The organism is Erwinia sp. B116, assembly GCF_002865965.1.
Taxonomy (GTDB): Bacteria; Pseudomonadota; Gammaproteobacteria; order Enterobacterales; family Enterobacteriaceae; genus Erwinia.
Map to the genome: position 1 here is coordinate 134,586 of NZ_JRZZ01000004.1, position 24,860 is coordinate 159,445.

At 60.0% G+C, this 24,860-nt stretch carries 17 protein-coding genes and 1 pseudogene; 5 read left to right on the forward strand and 13 right to left on the reverse strand.

The window, feature by feature from the left end; all coding sequences use genetic code 11:
* Nucleotides 1-68: 68 nt before the first annotated feature.
* The gene (gene sltY / locus NV64_RS04810; RefSeq protein WP_056235834.1) at nucleotides 69-1,991 is read right to left on the reverse strand and encodes a murein transglycosylase; all 1,923 of its coding nucleotides are present in this window, start codon (nucleotides 1,989-1,991) and stop codon (nucleotides 69-71) included.
* Nucleotides 1,992-2,380: 389 nt separating this feature from the next.
* On the opposite strand from sltY, the gene NV64_RS04815 reads away from it, so the two are divergent.
* The 3 genes from NV64_RS04815 to ettA all read left to right on the forward strand — a co-directional run bounded on the left by NV64_RS04815 (nucleotide 2,381) and on the right by ettA (nucleotide 9,137).
* Nucleotides 2,381-6,325, forward strand: a complete 3,945-nt coding sequence (locus tag NV64_RS04815; protein ID WP_101505433.1) for a non-ribosomal peptide synthetase — start codon at nucleotides 2,381-2,383, stop codon at nucleotides 6,323-6,325.
* Between the two features lie 154 nt (nucleotides 6,326-6,479).
* Entirely contained in the window at nucleotides 6,480-7,223 is a 744-nt protein-coding gene (deoR, locus tag NV64_RS04820) for a DNA-binding transcriptional repressor DeoR (protein ID WP_056236384.1), read from the forward strand.
* 246 nt (nucleotides 7,224-7,469) lie between these two features.
* Nucleotides 7,470-9,137, forward strand: a complete 1,668-nt coding sequence (gene ettA, locus NV64_RS04825; protein WP_072166348.1) for an energy-dependent translational throttle protein EttA — start codon at nucleotides 7,470-7,472, stop codon at nucleotides 9,135-9,137.
* A 54-nt stretch (nucleotides 9,138-9,191) separates the two neighbouring features.
* Here ettA and NV64_RS23090 read toward each other — a convergent pair whose 3' ends face one another.
* From NV64_RS23090 to NV64_RS04835, 3 genes are all read right to left on the reverse strand, one after another.
* Complete coding sequence (locus tag NV64_RS23090; protein WP_146005446.1) at nucleotides 9,192-10,238, reverse strand: hypothetical protein; 1,047 nt, start codon at nucleotides 10,236-10,238, stop codon at nucleotides 9,192-9,194.
* 37 nt (nucleotides 10,239-10,275) lie between these two features.
* On the reverse strand, nucleotides 10,276-10,788 hold the full coding sequence (locus tag NV64_RS04830; RefSeq protein WP_056235827.1) for a fimbrial protein: 513 nt from the start codon (nucleotides 10,786-10,788) through the stop codon (nucleotides 10,276-10,278).
* Between the two features lie 125 nt (nucleotides 10,789-10,913).
* On the reverse strand, nucleotides 10,914-11,810 hold the full coding sequence (locus NV64_RS04835) for a LysR family transcriptional regulator (RefSeq protein ID WP_056235825.1): 897 nt from the start codon (nucleotides 11,808-11,810) through the stop codon (nucleotides 10,914-10,916).
* Between the two features lie 95 nt (nucleotides 11,811-11,905).
* On the opposite strand from NV64_RS04835, the gene NV64_RS04840 reads away from it, so the two are divergent.
* Nucleotides 11,906-12,907: a zinc-binding alcohol dehydrogenase family protein gene (locus tag NV64_RS04840; protein ID WP_101505434.1), complete on the forward strand. Its 1,002-nt coding sequence runs from the start codon at nucleotides 11,906-11,908 to the stop codon at nucleotides 12,905-12,907.
* Between the two features lie 85 nt (nucleotides 12,908-12,992).
* On the opposite strand, the gene nadR is transcribed toward NV64_RS04840, so the two are convergent.
* The 3 genes from nadR to serB all read right to left on the reverse strand — a co-directional run bounded on the left by nadR (nucleotide 12,993) and on the right by serB (nucleotide 16,756).
* Nucleotides 12,993-14,219, reverse strand: coding sequence for a multifunctional transcriptional regulator/nicotinamide-nucleotide adenylyltransferase/ribosylnicotinamide kinase NadR (nadR, locus tag NV64_RS04845; RefSeq protein ID WP_056235819.1), 1,227 nt, complete (start codon nucleotides 14,217-14,219; stop codon nucleotides 12,993-12,995).
* A 164-nt stretch (nucleotides 14,220-14,383) separates the two neighbouring features.
* Nucleotides 14,384-15,769 (reverse strand): DNA repair protein RadA, encoded by a 1,386-nt coding sequence (radA, locus tag NV64_RS04850; RefSeq protein ID WP_101505435.1) that lies wholly within the window; start codon nucleotides 15,767-15,769, stop codon nucleotides 14,384-14,386.
* Nucleotides 15,770-15,778: 9 nt separating this feature from the next.
* Nucleotides 15,779-16,756, reverse strand: a complete 978-nt coding sequence (serB, locus tag NV64_RS04855) for a phosphoserine phosphatase (protein ID WP_056235817.1) — start codon at nucleotides 16,754-16,756, stop codon at nucleotides 15,779-15,781.
* A 176-nt stretch (nucleotides 16,757-16,932) separates the two neighbouring features.
* Between serB and NV64_RS04860 the strand changes: the two are divergent.
* Nucleotides 16,933-17,577: pseudogene (locus tag NV64_RS04860) on the forward strand (YtjB family periplasmic protein); the annotation flags it as partial.
* 383 nt (nucleotides 17,578-17,960) lie between these two features.
* On the opposite strand, the gene yjjJ reads toward NV64_RS04860, so the two are convergent.
* The 6 genes from yjjJ to NV64_RS04890 form a co-directional block, all read right to left on the reverse strand.
* Nucleotides 17,961-19,292, reverse strand: coding sequence for a type II toxin-antitoxin system HipA family toxin YjjJ (gene yjjJ, locus NV64_RS04865; protein WP_101505436.1), 1,332 nt, complete (start codon nucleotides 19,290-19,292; stop codon nucleotides 17,961-17,963).
* A 415-nt stretch (nucleotides 19,293-19,707) separates the two neighbouring features.
* Entirely contained in the window at nucleotides 19,708-20,427 is a 720-nt protein-coding gene (gene deoD / locus NV64_RS04870; RefSeq protein WP_056235810.1) for a purine-nucleoside phosphorylase, read from the reverse strand.
* A 63-nt stretch (nucleotides 20,428-20,490) separates the two neighbouring features.
* Nucleotides 20,491-21,714, reverse strand: coding sequence for a phosphopentomutase (gene deoB / locus NV64_RS04875; RefSeq protein WP_056235805.1), 1,224 nt, complete (start codon nucleotides 21,712-21,714; stop codon nucleotides 20,491-20,493).
* Nucleotides 21,715-21,777: 63 nt separating this feature from the next.
* Nucleotides 21,778-23,100: a thymidine phosphorylase gene (gene deoA, locus NV64_RS04880; protein WP_056236382.1), complete on the reverse strand. Its 1,323-nt coding sequence runs from the start codon at nucleotides 23,098-23,100 to the stop codon at nucleotides 21,778-21,780.
* Between the two features lie 18 nt (nucleotides 23,101-23,118).
* Nucleotides 23,119-23,898 (reverse strand): deoxyribose-phosphate aldolase, encoded by a 780-nt coding sequence (gene deoC / locus NV64_RS04885; protein WP_056236381.1) that lies wholly within the window; start codon nucleotides 23,896-23,898, stop codon nucleotides 23,119-23,121.
* A gap of 282 nt (nucleotides 23,899-24,180) precedes the next feature.
* Nucleotides 24,181-24,860, reverse strand: a 680-nt coding sequence (locus tag NV64_RS04890; RefSeq protein WP_101505477.1) for a TatD family hydrolase, incomplete at its 5' end; no start/stop codon positions are given.

Here is a 24,860-nt window from a genome sequence, read left to right on the forward strand (position 1 = left end):
ACTAGTACAGCAGCTTACCATTTTCGTTTAAGGACGTGAAGCTGCCCGCGCATCTGCGGCGCAGGCGGTCAGTAGCGCTGTTGCCATTCGCTGTCGGAGAACAGCCGGTCAGGTTTGTCGAGGAAGTAGCGGTAATAGGCGTCGTAGGCCAGTACGTTCTTCACGTAGCCACGCGTTTCCGAGAACGGAATGGTTTCAATGAACGCCACCACGTCCAGCTGCCCGGCGCTGTTGCCCTGCCAGGTGCGCACCCGGCCCGGCCCGGCATTGTAGGCCGCCGAGGCAAAGATGCGGTTCTGGCCGAACTGCTGATAGACCGACTCCAGATACTGAGTACCGATCTGAATATTGGTCTCGGCGTCCAGCAGCTGGCTGCTGTTGCTGTAGCCCGGGATGCCGAATTTGGTCACCGTATGCTGCGCGGTGGCCGGCATCACCTGCATCAGCCCGGAGGCCCCGACCGGTGAACGGGCTTTCGGGTTCCACGCGCTCTCCTGACGGGCGATGGCCATTGCGTAGCTCGGCGGGATGCTCTTATCGCTCACCGCACGAGTGAACTGCGGCTGCCAGGCCAGCGGGAAGCGCTCCTGCAGGCTGTTCCACAGCTTGCCGGTGATGGTGGTTTGTACGCTGAGATCCCACCAGTTCTGCTGACGGGCGTAGCTGGCCAGCATCTGCTGCTGCGCGGTCGGCCGGCTGGTCACCAGATAGCTCCACTCGCTGCGCGCCAGGTTATCCATCCCCCAGTACATCAGCTCGCGCACGCGGGCCATCTCCGGGCCGCCGGTCAGGCTGTTGTCAACAGCCGGCGCGCGGTCAATCTGTAACGGATAGTCGACACCGAGGCGCTGGGCGGCCACCATCGGATAGAAGCCGCGCTCTTTCATCAGTTTGCGCAGAATATCCCCGGCTTCCTCCTTGCGTCCGCGCTCCAGCAGCAGGTCGGCCTGCCAGTACTGCCACTCGTCTTTCGCTTTCGCTTCCAGCGGCAGGCGGGCGATCCAGGTGTTCAGGCCGCGGCGGTCGTTATTGCCCAGCGACATGCGCACCCGGCGCTCCAGCAGCGTGGTCGACTCGGTGCGCATCACCACGTCATCACGCCAGCGCGCCTGATCGCTGGTGACATCCTTGCCCATCAGCTGCCAGGCTACCGCCTCTTTAAACTCCTGTGCCTGCTGCTCATCGAGCTTTTGCAGCTGAATCAGCGACGGGACCATCTGGCGGGCGCTCTCCGCGTCCTTACGTGCCAGCGCGGTAAAGCCAATCAGCGTCGCCTGGCGGGTAAAGTCGGTCGGGCCGACGCTGCGGGCGAATCCTTCAACGTTGGCCGGATTATTTTGCAGATCCATCACCGCATTGGCGATAGTCTGGTAATCCTCCGGCAGCTGTTTAGCGAGGAAACTGACCAGGCTGCCGTTGCCGGCCTTCATCGCCAGCCGGATGCGTTCCAGAGTAGTGATCGGATTCTGCTGCCCCGCCTGCTGCCAGACGGTAAACAGCTTGTCGCAGCTGGCGGGCAGCGAACTGCCGGTCAGCCAGATCGATTTGGCTCCGTCCCAGGCGACCTGCTGCTGGCCGGTGGCCCATTTGGCGTAATACCAGTTACAGCGGGCGGCCACCGGTTTTGGCTCCTGCGGGCTGAACACCAGCAGCCCCTGCCAGTCTTCGCGGCGGGCCAGTTCATTCACAAATCGTGCCGGCAGCGAACGCACCGGCGGCAGCGTCGGATAACGCTGAATAAAGGCGTTGATCGCCAGCCCGGTCTCCTGCCCGAGATCCTGAGTGAGCTGGCGATATTCAAGATAGGGATACAGCGGATAATCGCGCAGCGTCGGCATCAGCCGCTCAACGGTGTCCATCTGTTTACTGTCCCACGCCTGCTTAATCTGCAGATAACGCGCCCGCTGTTCATCCAGCGAATCCGCGCGGGCGCTGCCCACCGTTGCCGCTACACAGGCTGCCGCCAGCCACCACTGCCACTTGTCTGCCATGACGCTCCCCACTTTACCTGATTGATCCTGAATAACCCCTCTCATGCTAACGTGCCCTGGCAGCTTCTGCCATGCACTGCACAAATATTTACGGAATTGTCCCTGATAATCTGGCGAATGCGCCTGCCGCACCGGCGGCGTTCGGCTACCGAAAACGAAATAATCCCAGGTTAACCGCGTCCTGATAATTCTCATTTTTTAATTTTAATTAAACTGAAATCTCATTATGAGACTTAAATCTCATAACGAAAAATATTATCCCGCATGGAAACTGAAAAATGCTCATAACGAAATAAACTAATTTCATTTCATATTTCAGAAATATTCCTATACTACTTTCCCGTACTGTAGCGATAAAAAATTACCGATCCTTTAATGGAGGCCCCCGCGTGTCTAATTATCCGTTAACCAGCGTACAACAGGCCGTCTGGCTCGACCAGTTGCTGACCCCGGAAACACCCTGCTATAACGTCGGCACACTGTGGCGAATTGAGAGAGATATTGATATCCAACTGTTTAATAAGGCAATAAATCAAACCCTTGCCGAGCATGATGCGCTGAGGACCCGGCTGGAAGAGAGTGAGTCCGGCATTGTGCAGACGACAGTACCAACAAAAGGCATTCATCTTGAATACCACAACTTTAGTCAGGAAAAAGAGGCTGCCGCGAAAGCCCGTTATTTCCTGAAAGAACGATTCAATTCTCCCTTCAAACTGTACGATGAATTACTTTGGCGCTGCCTGATGATTAAAACAGATGAGAACCACCACTTGTGGTTAATCAGCGCTCATCATCTGATTGCCGACGGCACGTCTATATCATTGCTGAGCGCAACCATCGTGGAGCGTTATAAAAAATTAAAAAACGGAGTGCAGGCGGACGATGGCCCGATCGTGGGTTACGGTGAATTTATCGCCAACGATTGCGCCTACCAGACATCCACCCGCTATGAACGGGACCGCGCCTTCTGGCTGAGCCGCTTCAGCGACGTACAGCTTCACCCGCTGGAACGCCGTCCGGGGTATGAAACGGCGGGTCCCTGCCCCAGCCAGCAGATCAACCGTCACCTGTCGCTGGCCGCTTTCGCCCGGCTCAGCGCGCTGTCTGCCGCCCACGGCTGTTCGCCGATGCATCTGATGGTCGCGCTGCTGGCCTGCTGGTCGGCGCGCCTGAAGCAGGTGGATGAGGCGATCATCGGCATCCCGGTGCACAACCGCAGCGGAGCGCAGCACAAGCAGACGCTGGGCATGTTCTCGTCGATGATCCCGCTGCGCCTGCAGATCGACCACCGCCAGCCGTTCAGCGCCCTGATGCAACAGATCGCTGCCGAGCTGCGCCGCTGCTACCGCCACCAGCGTTTCCCTGTCGCCGAACTTAACCGTCACCTGAAACTCGGCCAGCAGGGCCGCCGCCAGCTGTTCGACCTGAGTTTTTCGCTGGAGGTGTTTCCTACCGATATTGAGCTGGAGGGCAGCCGTCTGAAGGTGGAAATTATGCACCACGGCTTTGAGCAACTGCCGCTGGGCGTCTATCTGCGCCACTACCATCCGCAGGATGAGCCGCTGGTCGAGTTCAACTTCAACCAGGCCTGGTTCAGCGCCGAACAGGCAGAGCGCAGCGCCAACCGCCTGATGCAGATGCTGGCCCACGTTCTGGACAGCAACGCAGAGGTGCCGCTGGCGACCATTCCGCTGCTGCTGCCGGACGAACAGCAACGGGTCTTCGGCCAGTGGAACCAGACGGATCGCCGCTGGCTGCTGCCCGGCGGCATCCACCGCTGGTTTGAACAGCAGGTGCTGCGCACGCCAGACGCCCCCGCACTGTGCGGCGAAGGGCTGGCGCTCAGCTACCTGTCGCTTAACCAGCAGGCTAATCAGCTGGCCGCGCAGCTGCGCGTCAGCGGCGTCGTACCCGACCAGCGCGTAGCGCTGTGTGCCGCCCGCAGCGCTGAGATGGTGGTGGCACTGCTGGCTATCCTGAAAGCCGGTGGCGCTTACGTACCGCTGGATCCTGACTACCCGGCCGACCGTCTGCGCCATATGATCGGCGACTGCGGTGCCCGGCTGGCGCTGCTGGATGATGCCGGCGAACAGGCGCTGTTGCCGCTGCTACCCGCCGATATCCACCACTATCATCTGCAGCGCGACGCGCACCGCTGGCAGACTCTGCCGCAGGACAACCTGCCTGACGTTGCGGAGCAGCCACAGCGCTCGCTGGCCTATGTCATCTATACCTCCGGCTCTACCGGCAAACCCAAGGGGGTGATGAACGAGCACCTCGGGGTGATGAACCGGCTGCAGTGGATGCAACAGCAGTATCAGCTGACCGCCGCCGATACCGTACTGCAGAAAACCCCGTTCAGCTTTGACGTCTCGGTGTGGGAGTTCTTCTGGCCGTTGATGGTCGGCGCCCGGCTGGCGATCGCCCGCCCCGGCGGCCATCAGGATCCGGACTATCTGAGCGCCTTTATCGCCGAACAGCGGGTCACCACGCTGCATTTTGTGCCGTCAATGCTGCAGCTGTTTTTACGCCATGCGGAGATGGCTCAGTGTGCCAGCCTGAAAAAAGTGATGTGCAGCGGCGAAGCCCTGCCGCTGACGGTGGTACAGCGTTTCTATCAGCTGCTGCCGGCGGCAGAGTTGCATAACCTCTATGGCCCCACCGAAGCCGCCGTCGACGTTTCATACTGGCACTGCCGCGCGGACGATGCGCAGGTGCCGATCGGCAGGCCGGTCGCCAACACCCGCCTCTATATTCTCGATCGCCAGCTGCAACCGCTGCCCCCCGGCACCCACGGAGAGCTGCACATTGGCGGCGTGCAGGTAGCGCGCGGCTACCTGAACCGCGCGGAGCTGAACGCCGAGCGTTTTATTGCCGATCCGTTCAGCAACGACCCCGCTGCCCGGCTGTACAAAACCGGCGACCTGGCGCGCCGCCTGCCCGACGGCAGCATTGAGTACCTGGGCCGCAACGACTTTCAGGTCAAGATCCACGGCGTGCGTATTGAGCTGGGGGAAATTGAACAGCAGCTGATCGCGCTGGAGGGCGTAGAGGATGCGGTGGTCAGCGCCTGCGACGACGGCCACGGCGATAAGCGTCTGGTGGCGTGGCTGGTGGCCGCGGAGCAGCACGTACAGGCGGAGTCGCTGCGGCAGCAGCTGAAAAAGGTGATGCCGGAGTCAATGATCCCGGCGCTGTTTATCCCCCTGCAGGCGCTACCGTTGTCGCCCAACGGCAAGCTGGATCGTAACGCGCTGCCGCAGCCGACCCTGCAGCCGCTGCAGCGCGCATGGCAGGCGCCGGAGGGGGAAGACGAATGTCAGCTGGCCGCGTTGTGGCAGGAAATTTTACAGGTTGATCGGGTCGGCCGCGACGATGACTTCTTCGCGCTGGGCGGCCACTCGCTGCACGCTATTCAGCTGATGGTACGGCTGAAACGCGACGGGGTGGCGCTGCAGATGAAAAACCTGTTTGCCCACGCTACGCTGAGCGCGCAGGCGGAGATGATTACGCAACGGCGTATACAGCCCACGACGGATGCCAGCGCCGCCACGCCGCTGCCGCTGCAAAAACTCCTGCTGCAGCTCAATCAGCCGCCGCAGGCCTTTCGCCTGACCCAGCGGCTCAATCCGCCGACCGCCGGCGGTGAAGTCTGGATGGTGCATCCGGCGGTGGTTGGCTGTGAAATCTACCGCGAGCTGGCCGACGCCCTGACGGGGCAGCTCAACGCCATCGGCGTTAACAATTACAACCTGTTCCACCAGCCACCGATCGCCAGCCTGTCGGCACTGGCGGGCTACTATCTGCAGCATTTGCTTACGGAGGGGACGCCGCCGGACCAGCCGATCCGCCTGCTCGGCTGGTCTCTGGGTGGGGTAATCGCGCTGGAGATGGCGTCACAGCTGGAGCAGCGCGGCTACCGGAATATCCACCTGTGCCTGCTGGACAGTCTTTACCAGACCCCGCTGCAGCAGCGTATCGTTCCCGGCATGCTGGCGCCGATCCTGGCGATGCTCGGTATTGAAGGCGAAGCCGCGGAACGGGCGCTGCGGGCCGAGGCCACCGAACTGGCGATGAACAACCAGCCGCTCAGCGCTCCGCTGTGCCACAGCCGCGTCACGCTGTTTAAAGCCACCGAGTTTGCCGACCTCAGCCTGGAGGGCATGGACGGCGCTGAACTACTGGCCATCACCGACAACGGTCTGGGTCAGATCTGCTCGCAGCTGCAGGTGATCCCGCTGGCCGCCAGCCATCACTCGATCATCCTCTGCCATGAGGCGATCCGCGCCGCGCTGCTGCCCCCCCGCCCGCTCACACGCACTACGGCGGCCTAAGCCAACAGGGCGGCCCGCCGCCCTGTTCCTCACCACCTTTCTTCCCCGACGGTTTACGCCACTCTCTCTCTGCGGGTAAACTGCAGGCTGGCTGTTGCTCACAACAATCGTTCACCTTCACTTCTCAGCGGCGACAATGGAAATTAAAAGCACAATGGAAACCCGGCGCGACGAGCGCATCTCAAAGCTGGCTCAGCTGCTGAAACGCACCGATAAACTGCATCTGCGGGAGGCCGCCCGCCAGCTGGGCGTCTCGGAGATGACCATTCGCCGCGATCTCAGCGATGGCCAGGCACCGGTGGTGCTGCTGGGCGGCTATGTGGTCGGCGATCCGCTGCGTAACCAGGTGCACTATTTTGTCTCCGATCAGCAGGGGCAGCATATCGCAGAGAAAAAAGCGCTCGGCGAACTGGCCGCCAGCCTGATTGTCGCCAGTGAAACGGTGTGGTTTGACTGTGGCACCACCGTACCCTGGATTATTGAAGCGATTGACGACGCGCTGCCCTTCACCGCCGTCTGCTGTGCGATGAACACCTTTCTGGCGCTGAAGGAGAAAGCGGCCTGCCGGGTGATCCTTTGCGGCGGCGAGTTCCACCCGGATAACGCCATCTTTACTCCGCTGGGGCAGCCGCAGGTGATGGACAGCCTGTGCCCGGATAAGGCCTTTATTTCAGCGGCGGGCATCGACCCGCAGCAGGGTGCCAGCTGCTACAACCTTAACGAACTGCCGATTAAACACCTGGCGCTTCAACGCGCCCGCATCAAATACCTGGTGGCCGACAGCAGCAAGTTTGGCAAGGTTCTGCCCGCCCGCATCGCCGAACTCGGTGCCTTTGACACGCTGATAAGCGACAGCGTACCGGCGTGGGATGCGGGCATTCCGGTGCTGACACCTTAACCGCCTCGCCGGAGAGTGACCCACACAGGGATCTCAACGCCGGCCTGGCTCTCCGCCGCGTTCACCCCCCCATCGATATCACCATGATCTGTAAGTCAATAAAAGCGGCATAGTGGCAGGTGTTTATCCCTCAAACCCTCGCCGCTGAATTCAGGATATTCCACCGTCATCCGGCTGTGATTAAGCGGGGAAAACAGCTAAACTCCGTGGTTTGAACGGGCAACCAGAAAAGAGGCTCTCCCTACCGTGGCTCAATTCGTCTACAGCATGCATCGCGTCGGCAAAGTCGTTCCGCCGAAGCGTCATATTTTAAAAAACATCTCCCTCAGCTTCTTCCCGGGTGCCAAGATCGGCGTACTGGGTCTGAACGGTGCGGGTAAATCCACCCTGCTGCGCATCATGGCCGGCATCGATAAAGATATCGAAGGCGAAGCACGTCCGCAGCCGGGCCTGAAAATCGGCTATCTGCCGCAGGAACCCCAGCTGAATCTTGAACACACCGTGCGCGAGTCGGTGGAAGAGGCGGTAGCCGAAGTGGTCGGTGCGCTGAAGCGTCTGGATGAAGTGTACGCACTGTACGCGGAAGAAGACGCCGACTTCGACAAACTGGCCAAAGAGCAGGGCGTACTGGAAGAGATTATCCAGGCCCACGACGGCCACAACCTGAATACTCAGCTGGAGCGTGCTGCCGATGCGCTGCGCCTGCCGGACTGGGATGCGAAAGTGGCTAACCTGTCAGGTGGTGAACGCCGCCGCGTGGCGCTGTGCCGCCTGCTGCTGGAAAAACCGGACATGCTGCTGCTGGACGAACCTACCAACCACCTGGATGCAGAATCCGTGGCCTGGCTGGAACGCTTCCTGCACGACTTCGAGGGCACCGTGGTGGCGATCACCCACGACCGTTACTTCCTCGACAACGTAGCCGGCTGGATCCTCGAGCTGGACCGCGGCGAAGGCATCCCGTGGGAAGGTAACTACTCCTCCTGGCTGGAGCAGAAAGACGCACGTCTGGCGCAGGAAGCCTCTTCCGAAGCCGCCCGCCGCAAATCGATTGAGAAAGAGCTGGAGTGGGTGCGTAAAGGTGCCAAAGGCCAGCAGTCGAAAGGTAAGGCGCGTCTGGCCCGCTTTGAAGAGCTGAACAACACCGAATACCAGAAGCGTAACGAAACCAACGAACTGTTTATTCCGCCGGGTGCCCGTCTGGGTGACAAAGTGCTGGAAGTCAGCAACCTGCGTAAATCCTACGGCGACCGCCTGCTGATTGACGATCTCTCCTTCTCTGTACCGAAGGGCGCGATTGTCGGCATCATCGGCCCGAACGGCGCGGGTAAATCCACCCTGTTCCGCATGATGTCCGGTCAGGAGCAGCCTGACTCCGGCGATATCGTGCTGGGTGAAACCGTTAAGCTGGCTTCCGTCGATCAGTTCCGCGACAGTATGGATAACAGCAAAACCGTGTGGGAAGAAGTCTCCGGTGGACAGGATATTATGCGTATCGGCAACACCGAGATGCCAAGCCGCGCCTACGTCGGCCGCTTTAACTTTAAAGGCGTCGACCAGGGCAAACGCGTCGGTGAACTCTCCGGTGGTGAGCGCGGTCGTCTGCACCTGGCGAAGCTGCTGCAGGTTGGCGGCAACATGCTGCTGCTGGATGAACCAACCAACGACCTGGACATCGAAACCCTGCGCGCGCTGGAAAACGCCCTGCTGGAGTTCCCGGGCTGCGCGATGGTGATCTCGCATGACCGCTGGTTCCTTGACCGTATCGCCACCCACATTCTGGACTACCAGGATGAAGGTAAGATCGAGTTCTTCGAAGGTAACTTTACCGAGTACGAAGAGTACAAGAAACGCACGCTGGGCGCCGAAGCGCTGGAGCCGAAGCGTATCAAGTATAAGCGTATGACCAAGTAATGAAAAAAGCGGGGAAACCCGCTTTTTTTTTACTGAAAACGCGCAGGGTGAGAATTACTCTACTCTGATTTTTAAGATGCCACTGCCATTAAATTTTCCCGCTACCGGACTGCTGCCAGGGTGGTAACTGGACTTAACGTTGATGGTTTCATGACCATTAACATCAATTTTTTCGTTCCACACGTCATTTTTTATTGATGTATCAAATGTCAGTTCACAATTCCCACCCTCGCCACAGGGCGTGAAGTTCTCCGTTTTACCAGGTACCAGGCTGTTGCCAACAATGGACACGTTAACAGTGGTCGTTCCGTTCTTACATTTAATTTGCAACGGATAGTTGTTGGAAGGATAGGAAGTAGTATGGCCATCAAGAGTTATCGATCCATGGGACAGATTAATATCGTTCATATTATAACTGCATTGAGACTGCAGCGTAAATGTTGTCTGCGCCATAACCATGGTGCCTTCATTGAGTGCTCCCCCAATCCTTTGCCAAACCTTGCCGCTGTCACCACCCGAAATTTTATTTTCTTCATAACCCCAGGACAGCGGTATAACCAGGTTATAAACACCAGGCCGAGCCTGAGCCTCATCAAAACTCAGCGTACCGGTTAGTATCCCACCAGAAGATATCGTCCAGCTGACTATACCCCCTGTTTTTATGCAAGACTGATTTTTATAAGGTTCTGTTTTTTGTGCAAAAGGCATGAATTTGTAGTCATTTGTTCCACCGACCTCGTTCCCAGGATAAGGTCCACCGGCTCCAGCTGGATTTAACGTTAACGACCACTTTAGACCACCCGGTAACTCACCGCTATTAGGATATTTTATCCATTGGGTCGACATTTTAGTGCCGTTCTTTGAAAAACTGACGCACTCAGCATCCACGGCCTTCATTTGCGCATAGCCAGAGAACGGCTTAATCGAAATCATTTTTGTTAAATTACTACTCTGGTTATCAGATAAGGTTACCTGAGGAATGATATCCTTACTGACCGGCACCCACAGGATATTGTTATAGCCAGCAACGGCTGCTGAACTGATAACAGACATCAAAGGAACCAGGACATTTAAAAAACCTGGTGTTTTTAAAATTCTCATTATAAACCCACTAATTTAATGTACAGACACGGATAAATCACAGATACTTTACTGTCATCACAGCCGTTGCCCTGAAATTTCCGCTAAAGGGTTTGGTGCTATTTTTAAAGGGAACAGCGGTGAGCGTAAATCCTTTAATAGCGCCATTCTGCAGGGGAAAGCCTGAGGTCAGGCCAGTAATATTAATAGCACGATCTTTAGCTACCCCCTCCCCCTCGTAAAGTGCAATACCCATACTAACTGCACTGTCGACATCTTTATCTGCTTTAAGAACATTGTTCGGGGCACCAGGCAGCACCGCCCCCATGAAGGTGACATAAGGAGCAGGTTCATAATAAGTGCAGCTAACCGGGATATCTACTGATTTGGCATTATTAATTCCATTGATGTCATCATAGTTGATGCTACCTAAATCGACATCAATTGCCTTGCCGTTATTAATAACACACGGAGGAAAAAAAACCTCACCACTGACATTAACCTTTAAATCAACCGCAAACACAGGCAAAGTAAAAATTGAAATTGAGAGCGCGGTTAAAATCTTCATCATAATAAAAAAACCCAAATAACCAGATAGTAAAGCATAATTACAATCAGATACTATCAGCCTGGTAGAATTCAGACCAGGATGATGAGGGTTAATATATTAATGACATCAGTATTAAATATCGCATTTCAACAATAGAACTGGCGCAACTGGGGTGACTGCAGCGCAAAGTCGATAAAACAGGCCAGCGCCGGCGAATTCAGCTTGCGGCTCGGGTAGACCAGCCACAGTTCGTTGCCCTCCATCTGCCACGCCGGCAGCACCTGCACCAGACGACCCGCCTGCACCGACTCTTCGCTGAGAAAGCGCGGCAGCAGGGTAATACCGGCGTCGTGCAGCGCGCACTCGCGGGCATACACCAGGTTGTCGGTCATATGCGCCGGCGGCAGCAACCAGCGATAGTAGTCGTCTTCACGCTTTAACAGCCACTCATTCCACGCCTGATGGGCAATACAGCGGTGTTCTGCCAGCTGGCGCGGATGCAGCAACGGTCCATGCGCGGCCAGATAATCCGGCGAGGCCACCAGCAGCCGGTCGCAGTAGCCAACCCGTCGTCCGATCAGCGATGAATCCTGCGGCTGCCCGGTGCGCAGGGCGATATCAAAGCCCTCCTGCACCAGATCGCGGATCGTATCTGAGACAAACACCTCCAGCGTCACGTCCGGGTATTCACGCTGAAAAGCGGCATTCACCCGCGCCAGCAGCGTGGCACCGATCCCTGCGGGAGAGGTGATGCGCAGGCGGCCGCTGGGATTATCGCGCAGCCGCTCAATCGCCTGCCCGGCCCGCTCGCTGGCCTGCAGCATCTCCTGGCAGTGTACCAGGTAGCGCTCGCCGGCGAAGGTCAGATTCAGCTGGCGGGTGGTGCGGTTAATCAGACGTAGCCCCAGCGACTGTTCCAGCTGACCGATCCGCTGGCTGACGCTGGACTTCGGCAGGCCTGCGCGCGCGGCGGCGGCGGTGAAACTGCCGCATTCGGCGACCAGCGCGAACAGCGCCATATCCTGCAGCTGCTTAAACATGATTGTTCACCCTGAAAGAACAGTGTTTGCGTTATTGTCCATATTATCATCCAGCCGTGCAGCTTCTACACTCTGTGTATCAATCAAGGAGAATCAGAATGACTGTTAAAGCTATTGCCATTGACCCGAAAAACCCACAGCAGTTTATCGCCATTGAACAACCACAGCTGCAGCCGGGCGAGTACGACCTGCTGGTGGAAGTAAAAGCCGCCTCCGTTAACCCGGTGGATACCAAGGTACATAAGGGTGCGCAGAAAAACGGCCTGCAGCAGCCGCGCGTGCTGGGCTGGGATGCCAGTGGCGTGGTACTGGCCGTCGGTAGCAAAGTGAGCGGCTTTAAGGCCGGCGATGAGGTGTATTATGCCGGGGATATCACCCGCCCCGGCAGCAACGCCACGCAACAGCTGGTCGATGCGCGCATCACCGGCCACAAACCTGAAACGCTTAACTGGGCAGAGTCGGCGGCCATTCCGCTGACCGCGCTGACCGCCTGGGAAGGGCTGTTTGACCGCCTGCATATAGATCGCGATGGCGAAGGCAAAACCCTGCTGATTATCGGCGGTGCGGGCGGCGTCGGCTCACTGGCCATTCCTTTCGCGAAGCTGCACAGTCAGGTGAAAGTGATTGCCACCGCCTCGCGCCCCGATTCGGCGCAGTGGTGCCGCGATCGCGGTGCCGACCTGGTGATCGACTATAAAGATATGGCAGGCGAGCTGGAGAAACACGGCATTAAGCAGGTCGACTATATCTTCTGCCTGAACGACACCGACGGTCACTGGCCGGCGATCGGCCAGCTGATTGCGCCACAGGGGCAGATCTGCACCATCGTTGAGAACGAAAAGCCGCTGGCGATGGATCAGCTGAAGCTGAAAAGCGCCGCGCTGCACTTCGAATTTATGTACACCCGCAGCATGTTCACCACGCCGGATATCGCCCGTCAGGGAGAGATCCTCGACGCTACCGCAAAACTGCTGGATGGAGGCAAAATCAGCACCTCGCTGAGCACCACCCTGCACGGCCTGAGCGTTGAGACGCTGACCGAGGCCCACCGGCTGGTGCTGGAAGGCCATATGCGTGGGAAAGTGGTGATGGTCTACTAGCCGGCTGACATTGCGCCAGACCGCCACCAGGCCCCGCACGACGTGAACGCAGCGGGCAGCGCTCCGGCCTGCCCGCTGCAGGGGCTTACGCCCCCAGCATCTCGCGCACCAGTTCCACGCAGCGCAGGAAGCGCTCGTCGTAGTTATCCTGCTCGACGCGTACAAAACTGATGTCGTTCTCGTTGAGCATGGCGATCAGCAGCTCCTGGAACTCTTTGCGATCCACCGAGCTGCCGAGGCTGCGCAGGCCGTCGGCCACCCAGGGCACGTTGTTCTCTACCAGAATCACCAGGTCAAAGCGGTATTCGTCGATCAGCGCCTGCACGAACGGGTGCTCACGTCCCTCGTACTTTTTGCAGAATGCCTGAGTGGTGACAAAGTCGGTGTCGATAAACGCCACCTTGTTAGCGTACTTGACCGCGAAGTCGATGTACTGCGCCTGGCCCAGCGCGATTTTATCGTAGTCGGAGTACTGCAGCGCCATCTCGTCGCCACCCAGGTGCGAGAAGACGTAATCGCGGCCAAACTCCCACGCGCTGGTGGTGTTGAAGATGTTTGCCAGCTTGTTGACCAGCGTCGACTTGCCGCTCGACTCGCCGCCGAGGATCGCCACGGTGCGCACAAAGAACGGCTTCACTTCGGTAGGAATATACTCCCAGTAGCGGAACGGGTCCTGACGGATCTGCCCGCCGCTGATGCTCATAAAGGTGCGCTTTGGGTCGATGACTACCGTCTCTACGCCCAGATGGGCGCTGAACTGTTCGGCGTCCCCCTCTTCGCTGGTGTAGATACGGTCGGGCACGATGCCGCGATCGTCGAGAAACGCCTTCACGCCGCGGCTCCAGACGTCCCAGCCGTGGGGATAGGGCTCCATCCCCTCTTCGTTAAACGAGTGGATGCGAATATTTTTCTGGTACTTAAAGGTCTGCAGCAGCCAGCGCAGGCGATCGCTGACCGTCGGCTGCTGCGACATCGCGCTGTCTTCAAACAGCTGGCGGTCACGCGGCTCGTCATAGCCCATGATGATATGCAGCTCGTCCACCTGGCTGCAGGCGCGCTGGATCAGGTAAATATGGCCGGTATGCAGCGGGTAAAACTTGCCGAACACTACGCCGATGGTCTTCTCACGACGCGGAAACTCCAGCCCGAGAAACCGGTGCAGGGCTTCCAGCTTCTGCGCGCTGGGGCTTTTAATCTTGGCGTTCAACAGCTGGCTGAGGTAGCCCTTGGTCATACCGCTGGCATCCGCCACCTGCTGCAGCGTGCAGCCCTGCTGACGAATAGCCGTTTTCAGATAGTCAAATGACGACACAACAAGCCTCCTGCGGGGGATGGCGGGCGATCACAGCCCGCCGTTGAGTATAGTCTGCCGGGCACCGGCGGCACATCAGTCTGTCATTACCGAACGCCGGGGCCCGACAGCGCATCCGCGTGTAATCACAGGTCGTCGGGGCTCAACAGCGCGTCCGCGTATGATTACAGGTCGTCAAGGATCGACAGCGCATCCGCCAGTTTTTTTACGCCGTACACCTTCATGTTTTCCGGCATCTTCTTCGGCACGTTGGCCGCGGGCACGATCGCCCGGCGGAAGCCGTGCTTGGCCGCCTCAGAGATGCGCTCCTGGCCGCTCGGCACCGGGCGGATTTCTCCGGCCAGCCCCACTTCACCGAACACCACCAGATCCTGCGGCAGCGGACGATCGCGCAGGCTGGAGACCATCGACAGCATCAGCGCCAGGTCGGCGCTGGTCTCGGTGACCTTGACGCCGCCAACCACGTTAACGAACACGTCCTGGTCGGCCATCTGCAGGCCGCCGTGACGGTGCAGCACCGCCAGCAGGATCGCCAGCCGGTTCTGCTCCAGCCCCACCGCCACGCGCCGGGGGTTACCCATCATCGAGTGATCGACCAGCGCCTGGATCTCAACCAGCAGCGGCCGCGTGCCCTCCCACAGCACCATCACCGAGCTGCCGGAGGTTACTTCGTCGCCGCGGCTTAAGAAGATCGCCGACGGGTTGCTGACCTCGCGCAGCCCCTGCTCGGTCATGGCAAACACCCCCAGCTCATTCACCGCGCCGAAGCGGTTTTTATGGCTGCGCAGGGTGCGGTAACGCGAGTCCGCGTCGCCGTCCAGCAGCACCGAACAGTCGATGCAGTGCTCCAGCACCTTGGGCCCGGCCAGCGAGCCGTCTTTGGTGACGTGACCGACCATCACGATCGCCACGCCGGTGGTTTTGGCAAAACGGGTGAGATAGGCGGCGGTTTCGCGCACCTGCGCCACGCTGCCCGGCGACGACTGGATGTCGGCCATATGCATCACCTGGATCGAGTCGATCACCATCAGCTTCGGCTGCTCCTGTTCGGCGATCAGGCAGATCTGCTCGATGCTGGTTTCCGACAGCATATAGAGGTTTTCGGCCGGCAGCCCCAGCCGGTGGGCGCGCATCGCCACCTGCTGCAGCGACTCTTCACCGGTGACGTAGAGAGTTTTCATCGACTCAGAGAGCCTGCACAGCGTCTGCAGCAGCAGGGTACTTTTCCCCGCGCCGGGGTTACCGCCGATCAGAATGGCGCTGCCGGGCACCACGCCGCCGCCGAGCACGCGGTCAAACTCTTTAAAACCGGTGCTGAAGCGCGGTAGCGCTTCGAGGCTGATTTCGGAGAGTTTCTGCACCCGGCTCGGGCCGGCGACGCTGCCCGCATAGCCGGAGAGGCGCTCGTTACGCGCCGCGGCAGGTGAGGCGGCAAGCCGCATCTCGGTGATGGTGTTCCAGGCCTGGCAGGCGCTGCACTGCCCCTGCCAGCGTGGGTAGTCTGCACCGCATTCGTTGCAGACAAAGGCACGTTTTACCGCTTTGGCCAAAGCTTCCCCTTAACGTTCTTCGTGGATCAGGCTGCCGCTGAGGATGCAGAACACCCCCATCAGATCGGCATGGCGAATGGTCACTTCTGTTTGTTCGTTCACTTTTGGCTTGGCGTGGTAGGCAATGCCCAGCCCGGAGGCTTTGATCATCGGCAGATCGTTAGCGCCATCACCCACGGCCACGGTCTGCTCCGGCGCGATGCCGAAACGTTCAGCCAGCTGGCGCAGGGTGTTCGCTTTGTACTGTGCATCAACGATATCGCCCAGCACTTCACCGGTCAGTTTGCCATCGCGGATCTCCAGCACGTTGGCGGCAATCGCCGACAGGTGCAGGCTGTCACGCAGGTATTCGGCAAAGTAGGTGAAGCCGCCGGAGGCGATCGCCACCTGCCAGCCCAGCGCCTGCAGCTTGTGCACCAGCGAGGTCAGGCCCGGCATCAGCGGCAGCTCGTCACGCACCTGCTTCAGAATATTGGCGTCCGCCCCCTTCAGGGTGGCGACGCGCTGGCGCAGGCTGGCAGCAAAGTCCAGCTCGCCGCGCATGGCCCGTTCGGTCACTTCTGCCACTAGCTCGCCGCTGCCGGCCAGCTTAGCGATCTCGTCGATGCACTCGATCTCAATCGCGGTGGAGTCCATATCCATCACCAGCAGGCCCGGCGTTTTCAGGTGCGGAATTTTACCCAGCGGCGCCACGTCCAGCCCGGCGTCGTGGGCCAGCTGCGCGGCAAACGGCGTCAGTGAGCCGGCCAGGCGTACCACGTGATAATCCTCAATGCTCCACGCGCTGACGATCACCATCGCGGCACCCAGGCGATGCTGGTAGGCGGTCAGCGCCGCTTTATCCAGCTGGCGTCCGTACAGTAACCAACCGGTGCGCCCGGCACGGTAGTCCAGCGGCATCACTTCATCGCCGCTCAGGGAAAGGGGTAAACCCGGCCATTCGGAAACATCGGCGGGCAGATCGCACCAGGTCAGACTATTCGGCATTACGGCTCCTGCAGGGACTGATTAAGCATTGTTATGCGGTGGATGAGCGTGCAGAGCGCCTCGCGCCTCGCCGCCCGCTCACCGGACCAGTATAAAACCTGGCGAAAGGCTACCTTGTCAGGCCGCCTTCTGGCAACATAAAGCGAGGATCGTTCCACCATTTTTGAAGGGTTGTGATGGCTAAAGCCAAACTGAAATTTCGCCTGCACCGCACGGTGATCGTACTGATCAGCCTGGCGCTGCTGGTGGTGCTGATGCAGGGTGCCTCCTGGTTCAGCCTCGGCCACCAGATGGCGCGCTCGGAGCAGGTGGAAGAGCTGGCGCACACTCTGACGCGCCAGGTGGCGTGGAGCCTGACGCCGCTGATGGATAACAGCGACGATAACCACCAGAAAATCGTCGATACCCTCGACCAGCTGACCCACGACAGCCGCATTCTTGACGCCTCGGTCTACGACGATGAAGGCTCGCTGCTGGCGCACAGCGGCGAGAGCATCAACGTGCGCGACAGGCTGGCGCTGGACGGTCAGCGGGCCGGCAGCTACTTCAACCATCAGATTGTGCAGCCGCTGGCCAGCAAAGAGGGGCCGCGCGGCTTTCTGCGCGTGACGCTGGATACCCACGTGCTGGTCACCGAATCCCGCCAGGTGGATAACACCACCAATATTCTGCGCCTGATGCTGCTGCTGGCGCTGGCCATCGGCATTATTCTCACCCGTACCCTGCTGCGCGACCGCCGCACCCGCTGGCAGCAGTCACCGTTCCTGTTAACCGCCAATAATCCGGTCAGAGAGGATGATGAAGAGGAGCCGGACAATGCCAGCCAGGGCAGCGGCCTGACCATTCGCATCCATGATGGCGACCCGCAGGACGACCAGGCTGAAGAGACCAGCATCAGCGCCGGGAGCAGCGGCGGCGGCAATAAAGAGAGCATCGGTGCCATCCTCAACAAAGAGGGCAACAATGCCGTCAGCTTCGACGGCGTCAGCGCAGAGAACGATAAAGGAAACGCCGGCAGCGCTAAAGGCCGCGATGACGACATGAATAAGCGCGGCAGCGGGCACAGCCGTTAAGACATCCACAAAGGCTGAGGGTACGGCCCTGTGCCGAAACCCCATCAGCAACGACTAAAGCTTTGGCAACGCCATCCGTCGCCAGCGGAGTGCCCGCATGGCCCCGCCCGGCCATCCGGGCGGTAGCACCCTCAGGCCATCCGCGCGATCTGCCCCGTAAGCTCTGACAGTTTTTCCCGCATCTCCGCCGCCAGCCGCTGAAAATCAGCGCTGCAGGCGGCCTCTTCACTCAACTGCTGCCAGTAGCTATCCGCCATCTGCCAGGCCGTCTGCCAGCAGGCGCGGTTGAGGCTGAGATCCAGCTTCAGCTCCGGCGCGCTGTCGCGCATCTGCCCGGTAGCGCCCGGCGCGAAGCTCATCGGCAGCATGTCATAGGCCGGCGTCAGCGTCAGACGCCCGTCCCGCAGGAAAAATGACAGGTTGCCGGCGTGCATATCACCGTTGGCAATCAGCCGTCCGAAGGCCCATTGCAGCGTGCCGCGTTCGGCATCAGCAGCGCCGAGCCGCTTCTGCCGGACCAGCTCCGCCAGCGCCTCCGGCCAGTGGCGCTGGCTGCCGGTAAACTCCGCCTGCACCGCTTCCAGCGAAACCATATCGTCACGGCCGCGGCTGCCCTGCCGGTCAAAGCGCACCACCTCCAGAAAGCGCTGGCCGTTATCCGCGTCCAGCAGCGTCGCCTCCGCCGCCGCCAGCCCGTACTCATTCATCAGCCGCAGCGCCAGCGCTTCCGCATACAGCAGATCGCGCCAGCGCTGGCTGTTCTCATTGCTGCGCGCCGGGGTAAATTTGACCAGCAGATGGGCCGCGCCGCCGTGCTCCCCCCCGGCGTAGCAGGTGAATTTTGGCTGTTCCCCCCCGGCGGATGAGCCGGGCTCCTCACCCGCCAGCGCCCGGCTGGCCAGCTGCGGATACGCAGCGGCTTTTTCCGCCTGCCGAAGCGCTAGCGGTGATGAAGCCTGCAGCCACCGCCGGTAGCTGTCATCGCCCACCAGCCAGTTGCCCGGAATATCGCTGCCGGCGTGGCTGAGCGCCAGCAGGCACTCATCCTCCCCCCACTGACGGATATCTTCCGTCAGCCCCAGCCGCTGCGCGCAGTCGCGCCCCCAGGCCCGCCCGAGAAACCCCTGCGGCCGCATATCGCTGAGATACCAGGGCAGACCGGCAAAGTGCTGCCAGCCGCCTGCCGCCGACTCAACCACGCAGTGGCCCACCGGCCACACCGTATACAGCGTGCCGCTGCTCTGCGCCTGGCCGGCGGCGTTCACTTGCCACAGCGGAAAGGCGCTCTCGCCGCGCAGCGGGCGCAGCAGCAGATAGCGCGTGGCGCGGGCGCGGCCGGTTTTCAGCACCTGCGGCTCCGCCTGGATTAGCCGTGACAGCGTCGCCTGGCTGACGTCCAGCCTGGCCTGCAGGGTGGCCGCATCCAGCGGCCCGCCTAACAGCAGTGCAGTGAGATCGGACACAATGAATAGATTCCTGAATAGATTTATGAATAGATAAAATTAAACTAAAAAATTGTTTTTTAACAAAAAATTTAAATAAAAAATGGTTATCTGTGAATAGATAATAGCGGACATTACCCCGCCAGAAAAGCACAAAAAACAACCAGGAAAAAGCGTATCGCCGCTCAGTTGCTGAACGCTGAGCTGCGCAGCAGCGTGGTACGGAAAAGGCGAGCTGCCCGCGATCGTAGCTGAACAGCCTGAGGCCGCGACTGAAAGGCAGAGTGGATCAAAAAACGCGTGCTGACCGGCGATCCGGCTGAAAAACCGAGGGGATTGCTGAAAGAAAGGGGGGTACGGCGAATTACCCGGCGGCAGCCCGCCGAACGAGTGAGCCGGGTGAACGGTGAGGCCGGGGGCCGGCCTCACCGGTTTATCAGGCGTTGTCGCCCAGCAGTACCGACTCCAGCGCGATCTTAATCATATCGTTGAAGGTGGTCTGGCGTTCGGCAGCGGTGGTCTGCTCGTGGGTGCGGATATGGTCCGACACGGTGCAGATGGTCAGCGCTTTCGCACCGAACTCTGCCGCCACGCCGTAGATACCGGCCGCTTCCATCTCCACGCCGAGGATGCCGTACTTCTCCATCACGTCGAACATCTGCGGATCCGGGCTGTAAAACAGGTCGGCGGAGAAGATGTTGCCGACGCGCGCGTCCACGCCCAGCGCTTTGGCCGCGTCAACCGCGTTACGCACCATGTCGAAGTCGGCAATCGCCGCAAAATCGTGGTCTTTGAAGCGCATGCGATTCACTTTGGAATCGGTGCAGGCACCCATCCCGATCACCACGTCACGCAGCTTCACGTCTTCACGCACCGCGCCGCAGGAACCCACGCGGATGATCTTCTTCACGCCGAAGTCGGTGATCAGCTCTTTGGCGTAGATCGAGCAGGACGGGATGCCCATACCGTGACCCATCACCGAGATCTTACGGCCTTTATAGGTGCCGGTGTAACCGAGCATGCCGCGCACGTTGTTCACTTCAACCGCGCCATCCAGGAAGGTTTCCGCGATGTGCTTAGCGCGCAGCGGATCGCCCGGCATCAGTACCACGTCGGCGAAATCACCCAGTTCAGCGTTAATATGAGGCGTAGCCATGTTGTTATCCTTTTAAAGTCATGCCGGGGCTTTCGCCCCGGTTACAGAATGAGGTGCGCTGTTTTACAGCATTGATTTGCCGTAATCCATATCGGATAGGCCAAAATAGCGTGCCACGGTCTGGCCGATATCGGCGAAGGTATCGCGGTAGCCCAGATAACCCGGCTTGACGCCCGGGCCGTAGATCAGCACCGGAATATGTTCGCGGGTGTGTTCAGTGCCCGGCCAGCTTGGATCGCAGCCGTGGTCAGCGGTGAGGATCAGGATATCACCCTCTTTCACCTGCGCCATCAGCTCCGGCAGGCGGCGGTCAAACAGCTCCAGCCCGCCGGCATAGCCCGGAATATCGCGACGGTGGCCCCAGGTGGAGTCAAAGTCAACGAAGTTGGTGAACACGATGCTGTTATCCGGCGCAATCGCCATCTCTTTCACCGTTGCGTCAAACAGCGCGTCCAGCCCGGTGGCCTTCACCTTTTTGGTGATGCCGACGTGGGCATAGATATCGGCGATTTTACCGACGGACACCACCTCACCGCCCTGCTCGTCCACCAGCTTTTTCAGCACGGTGGCGGACGGCGGCTCTACCGCCAGGTCGTGACGGTTGCCGGTGCGTTCAAAGCTGCCGGCCTTGTCGCCGACGAACGGACGGGCGATCACCCGGCCAATGTTGTAGCCGCCTTCGGTGAGGACTTCACGGGCGATTTCACAGAGTTCGTACAGACGATCCAGCCCGAAAGTCTCTTCATGGCAGGCAATCTGGAACACCGAATCCGCGGAGGTATAGAAAATCGGCTTGCCGCTTTTCATATGCTCTTCGCCCAGCCTGTCGAGGATCACCGTCCCCGAGGCGTGGCAGTTACCGAGATAGCCCGGCAGCTGCGCCTTTTCCACCAGCTCGTCGAGCAGCGCCTGCGGGAAGCTGTTCTCGACGTCGCTGAAGTAGCCCCAGTCGAACAGCACCGGCACGCCGGCAATTTCCCAGTGGCCGGACGGCGTATCTTTGCCGGACGACAGCTCGCTGGCGTAAGCATAAGCGCCGGTAATTTCAGCGTCTTTATCCAGCCCCGGCGGGAAGCGACCGGTGGAGGCCTCCGCCGCTTTACCCAGCCCCAGCGCCGTCAGATTCGGCAAATGCAGCGGCCCCTGACGTCCTTTATCCGCTTCCCCGTTGAAGCACGCCTCGGCGATGTGGCCAAGGGTATCCGAGCCTGCATCGCCAAAGCGATCGGCGTCTTTACTGGAGCCGATTCCAAACGAATCCAGCACCATGATAAATACACGTTTCATCCTGGTCTCCTGCGCGATTGTCGCGGTGAGCATTAAAAAAATGCGATCAGAACAGAATACCGCTTATTGCGTAATTCTGCGATAGATAACTGGCGTCGCAGCCGGTGCGGTATCGCCGACCTGCACGGCATGCTGCACCGCCAGCGCCGCTTCCTGCCAGCTGGCTTCGCTCGACGCGTGGATAATCGCCAGCGGACGTTCAGCATCTACCGAATCCCCCAGCTGCACCATCTCGCTGAAGCCGACGCTGTAATCGATGCTGTCGCTGGCCTGGCGGCGGCCGCCGCCCATCGCGACCACCGCCATTCCCAGCGCGCGGGTGTCCATTGCGCCGACCACGCCGGCACGCTGCGCGTAAACCGCTTTGCTCAGCGTTGGCGCAGGCAGATAGCTGTCCATGCGTTCAATAAAGTCAGCCGGGCCGTTCTGCGCCGCCACCATGCGGGCAAACACTTCGGCCGCGCGGCCGTTATCCAGCACCGTCATCAGCTGCTGCTGTGCGTCTGCCGCTGAGGTCGCCAGCCCGCCGGAGATCAGCATTTCGCTGCACAGGGCGAGGGTCACTTCCAGCAGGCGCGGGTTACGGTAGCTGCCGGTGAGGAACTGCACCGCTTCCCGCACCTCCAGCGCGTTACCGGCGCTGGAGGCCAGCACCTGGTTCATATCGGTCAGCAGCGCGGTGGTTTTACAGCCGCCGCCGTTAGCCACGCCGACGATCGATTCCGCCAGCGCCAGCGACAGCTCAAAGGTCGGCATAAAGGCGCCGGACCCGACTTTAACGTCCATCACCAGCGCATCCAGCCCTTCGGCCAGCTTCTTGGCGAGGATCGAGGCGGTGATCAGCGGGATCGAATCCACGGTGGCGGTGATATCACGGGTGGCGTAGAAACGCTTATCCGCCGGGGCCAGCGACTGGGTCTGGCCGATAATCGCCACGCCCACCTGCTTAATAATCTGACGGAAGCGATCGTCCTGCGGGAAGATATCGAACCCGGGGATCGCTTCCAGCTTGTCGAGGGTGCCGCCGGTGTGCCCCAGCCCGCGGCCGGAGATCATCGGCACATAACCGCCGCAGGCGGCAATCATCGGGCCAAGCATCAGCGAGGTCACGTCGCCGACGCCGCCGGTGGAGTGCTTATCCACCACCGGTCCGTTCAGCCCCAGCCCCTGCCAGTTCAGCACCGAGCCGGAGTCGCGCATCGCCATGGTCAGCGCCACCCGCTCGGGCAGCGACATATCATGGAAGAAGATGGTCATCGCCAGCGCGGCGATCTGCCCCTCTGACACCGTATTGTCACGTACGCCGTTGATGAAGAAACGGATCTCCTCTTCACTCAGCGCCTGACCATCACGTTTTTTACGAATAATTTCCTGCGGCAGAAACACGGTCACCCCCGGTTAATATCAGTACTTGCTGTCGCTTTTGGCACCGCTGAAACCGGCCGCGTTCAGCAGGCTGGCCAGCAGGCTTGAAGCACCAAAGCGGAAGTGGCGCGCGTCGGCCCACTCGCTGCCGAGAATGTCGTCGGCCAGCTTCAGGTAAACTGCCGCGTCGTCGGCGGTGCGCACGCCGCCGGCAGGTTTAAAACCAACCTGCTGCTGCACGCCTTTTTCGGCGATAACGCGCATCATGATCTCCGCCACCTCCGGCGTGGCGTTCACCGGTACTTTACCGGTAGAGGTCTTGATAAAGTCGGCACCGGCGTTGATGGCGATCTCTGACGCCTGGCGGATCAGCGCCTCGGTTTTCAGCTCACCGGTTTCGATAATCACTTTTAACAGCACGCCGGCGTCTGCGCAGGCGGCTTTACAGGCTTTTACCAGCTCAAAGCCAACCGTCTCGTTACCGGCGATCAGCGCGCGGTACGGGAACACCACGTCCACCTCATCGGCACCGTAGGCGATCGCCGCGCGGGTTTCGGCCAGCGCAATGTCGATATCATCGTTACCGTGCGGGAAGTTAGTGACGGTGGCAATGCGCACGTCCGGGGTGCCCTGCTCGCGCAGCGTTTTGCGGGCGATCGGGATAAAGCGCGGATAGATGCAGATCGCCGCGGTATTGCCCGCCGGGGATTTGGCCTGGTGGCACAGCGCGATCACCTTCTCGTCGGTATCGTCATCGTTGAGGGTGGTCAGATCCATCAGCTTCAGCGCGCGTACCGCGGCCTGGGTTACATCAGTCATCATTTTCTCCAAAAGCGGATTACGTTGGCGTGGCGTTGTCGCCGCCCTCCCGGAGCGGGAATGTTATAATTATAACAATTCACCCAGAGTGGTTTTGCGACGAAAGTCACGATTGAAAGAAAGCGTTTTCATAAGCGTTACAGTTAAAGTGATCTTCATCACAATAACCACCCAGCTGCAGCCGCAGACAGCGCGATCACCGGCGGCAGCCCGCAATGTTAATATAATAACATTTTGTAAGGGTGTCTGCGCCACCCAGGCGCATTTTTTAACAGGCGAGTTTTACAGGCGGAAGATCAGGCGGGTATTTTCACGGATCGCTTCCGCGATCTGCTGCGGGGATTCCGGGCGCAGCTCACACAACACCTGCCACACCTCGCGCAGCCGCTCCGGGCGGTTGGGCTGCCCCTGCCAGCCCTGCAGCGGCATATCCGGCGAGTCGGTTTCCAGCAGCAGCGCGCTCAGCGGCAGGCGGGCGATAGCGTTACGCGTTTTGCTGGCTCGCGGGTAGGTAATGGTGCCGCCGACGCCGATGGCATAACCGGCGCGGATAAACGCCAGCGCCTGCTGTTCGCTGCCGGCAAAGCCGTGCACCACGCCGCGCCGCGGCACGTCGATGCGCCGCAGATGCTGCGCCAGCGTGTCGTGGGTACGCCGCGAATGCAGGATCACCGGCAGATCGTAATCGCGCGCCAGGCGCAGCTGATCGTCCAGCAGCGCCTGCTGGCGATCGAACTGCGGATCGTCGATGTAGCGATCGAGGCCGATCTCACCGATCGCCACCAGCTTCGGGTCACGCAGCTCCAGCTGCTGGCGCAGTGCCGCCAGCCCCTGTTCGCTATGATCGGCGATGGCCATCGGATGCATGCCCAGCGCGGCGTACACCGGCGGGTGCGCGTGCGCCAGCGCCATCACGCCCGCAAAGCGATCGGCGGCCACGCCGACGGCGATCAGCTTCTCCA

What these genes read in the sequence shown, in the direction of transcription:
- sltY (WP_056235834.1), bottom strand. Translation starts at nt 1,991, where the DNA reads ATGGCAGACAAGTGGCAGTGGTGGCTGGCGGCAGCCTGTGTAGCGGCA.
- deoC (WP_056236381.1), bottom strand. Translation starts at nt 23,898, where the DNA reads ATGACTGATGTAACCCAGGCCGCGGTACGCGCGCTGAAGCTGATGGAT.
- deoD (WP_056235810.1), bottom strand. Translation starts at nt 20,427, where the DNA reads ATGGCTACGCCTCATATTAACGCTGAACTGGGTGATTTCGCCGACGTG.
- NV64_RS23090 (WP_146005446.1), bottom strand. Translation starts at nt 10,238, where the DNA reads ATGAGAATTTTAAAAACACCAGGTTTTTTAAATGTCCTGGTTCCTTTG.
- NV64_RS04830 (WP_056235827.1), bottom strand. Translation starts at nt 10,788, where the DNA reads ATGATGAAGATTTTAACCGCGCTCTCAATTTCAATTTTTACTTTGCCT.
- deoB (WP_056235805.1), bottom strand. Translation starts at nt 21,714, where the DNA reads ATGAAACGTGTATTTATCATGGTGCTGGATTCGTTTGGAATCGGCTCC.
- deoR (WP_056236384.1), top strand. Translation starts at nt 6,480, where the DNA reads ATGGAAACCCGGCGCGACGAGCGCATCTCAAAGCTGGCTCAGCTGCTG.
- NV64_RS04840 (WP_101505434.1), top strand. Translation starts at nt 11,906, where the DNA reads ATGACTGTTAAAGCTATTGCCATTGACCCGAAAAACCCACAGCAGTTT.
- serB (WP_056235817.1), bottom strand. Translation starts at nt 16,756, where the DNA reads ATGCCGAATAGTCTGACCTGGTGCGATCTGCCCGCCGATGTTTCCGAA.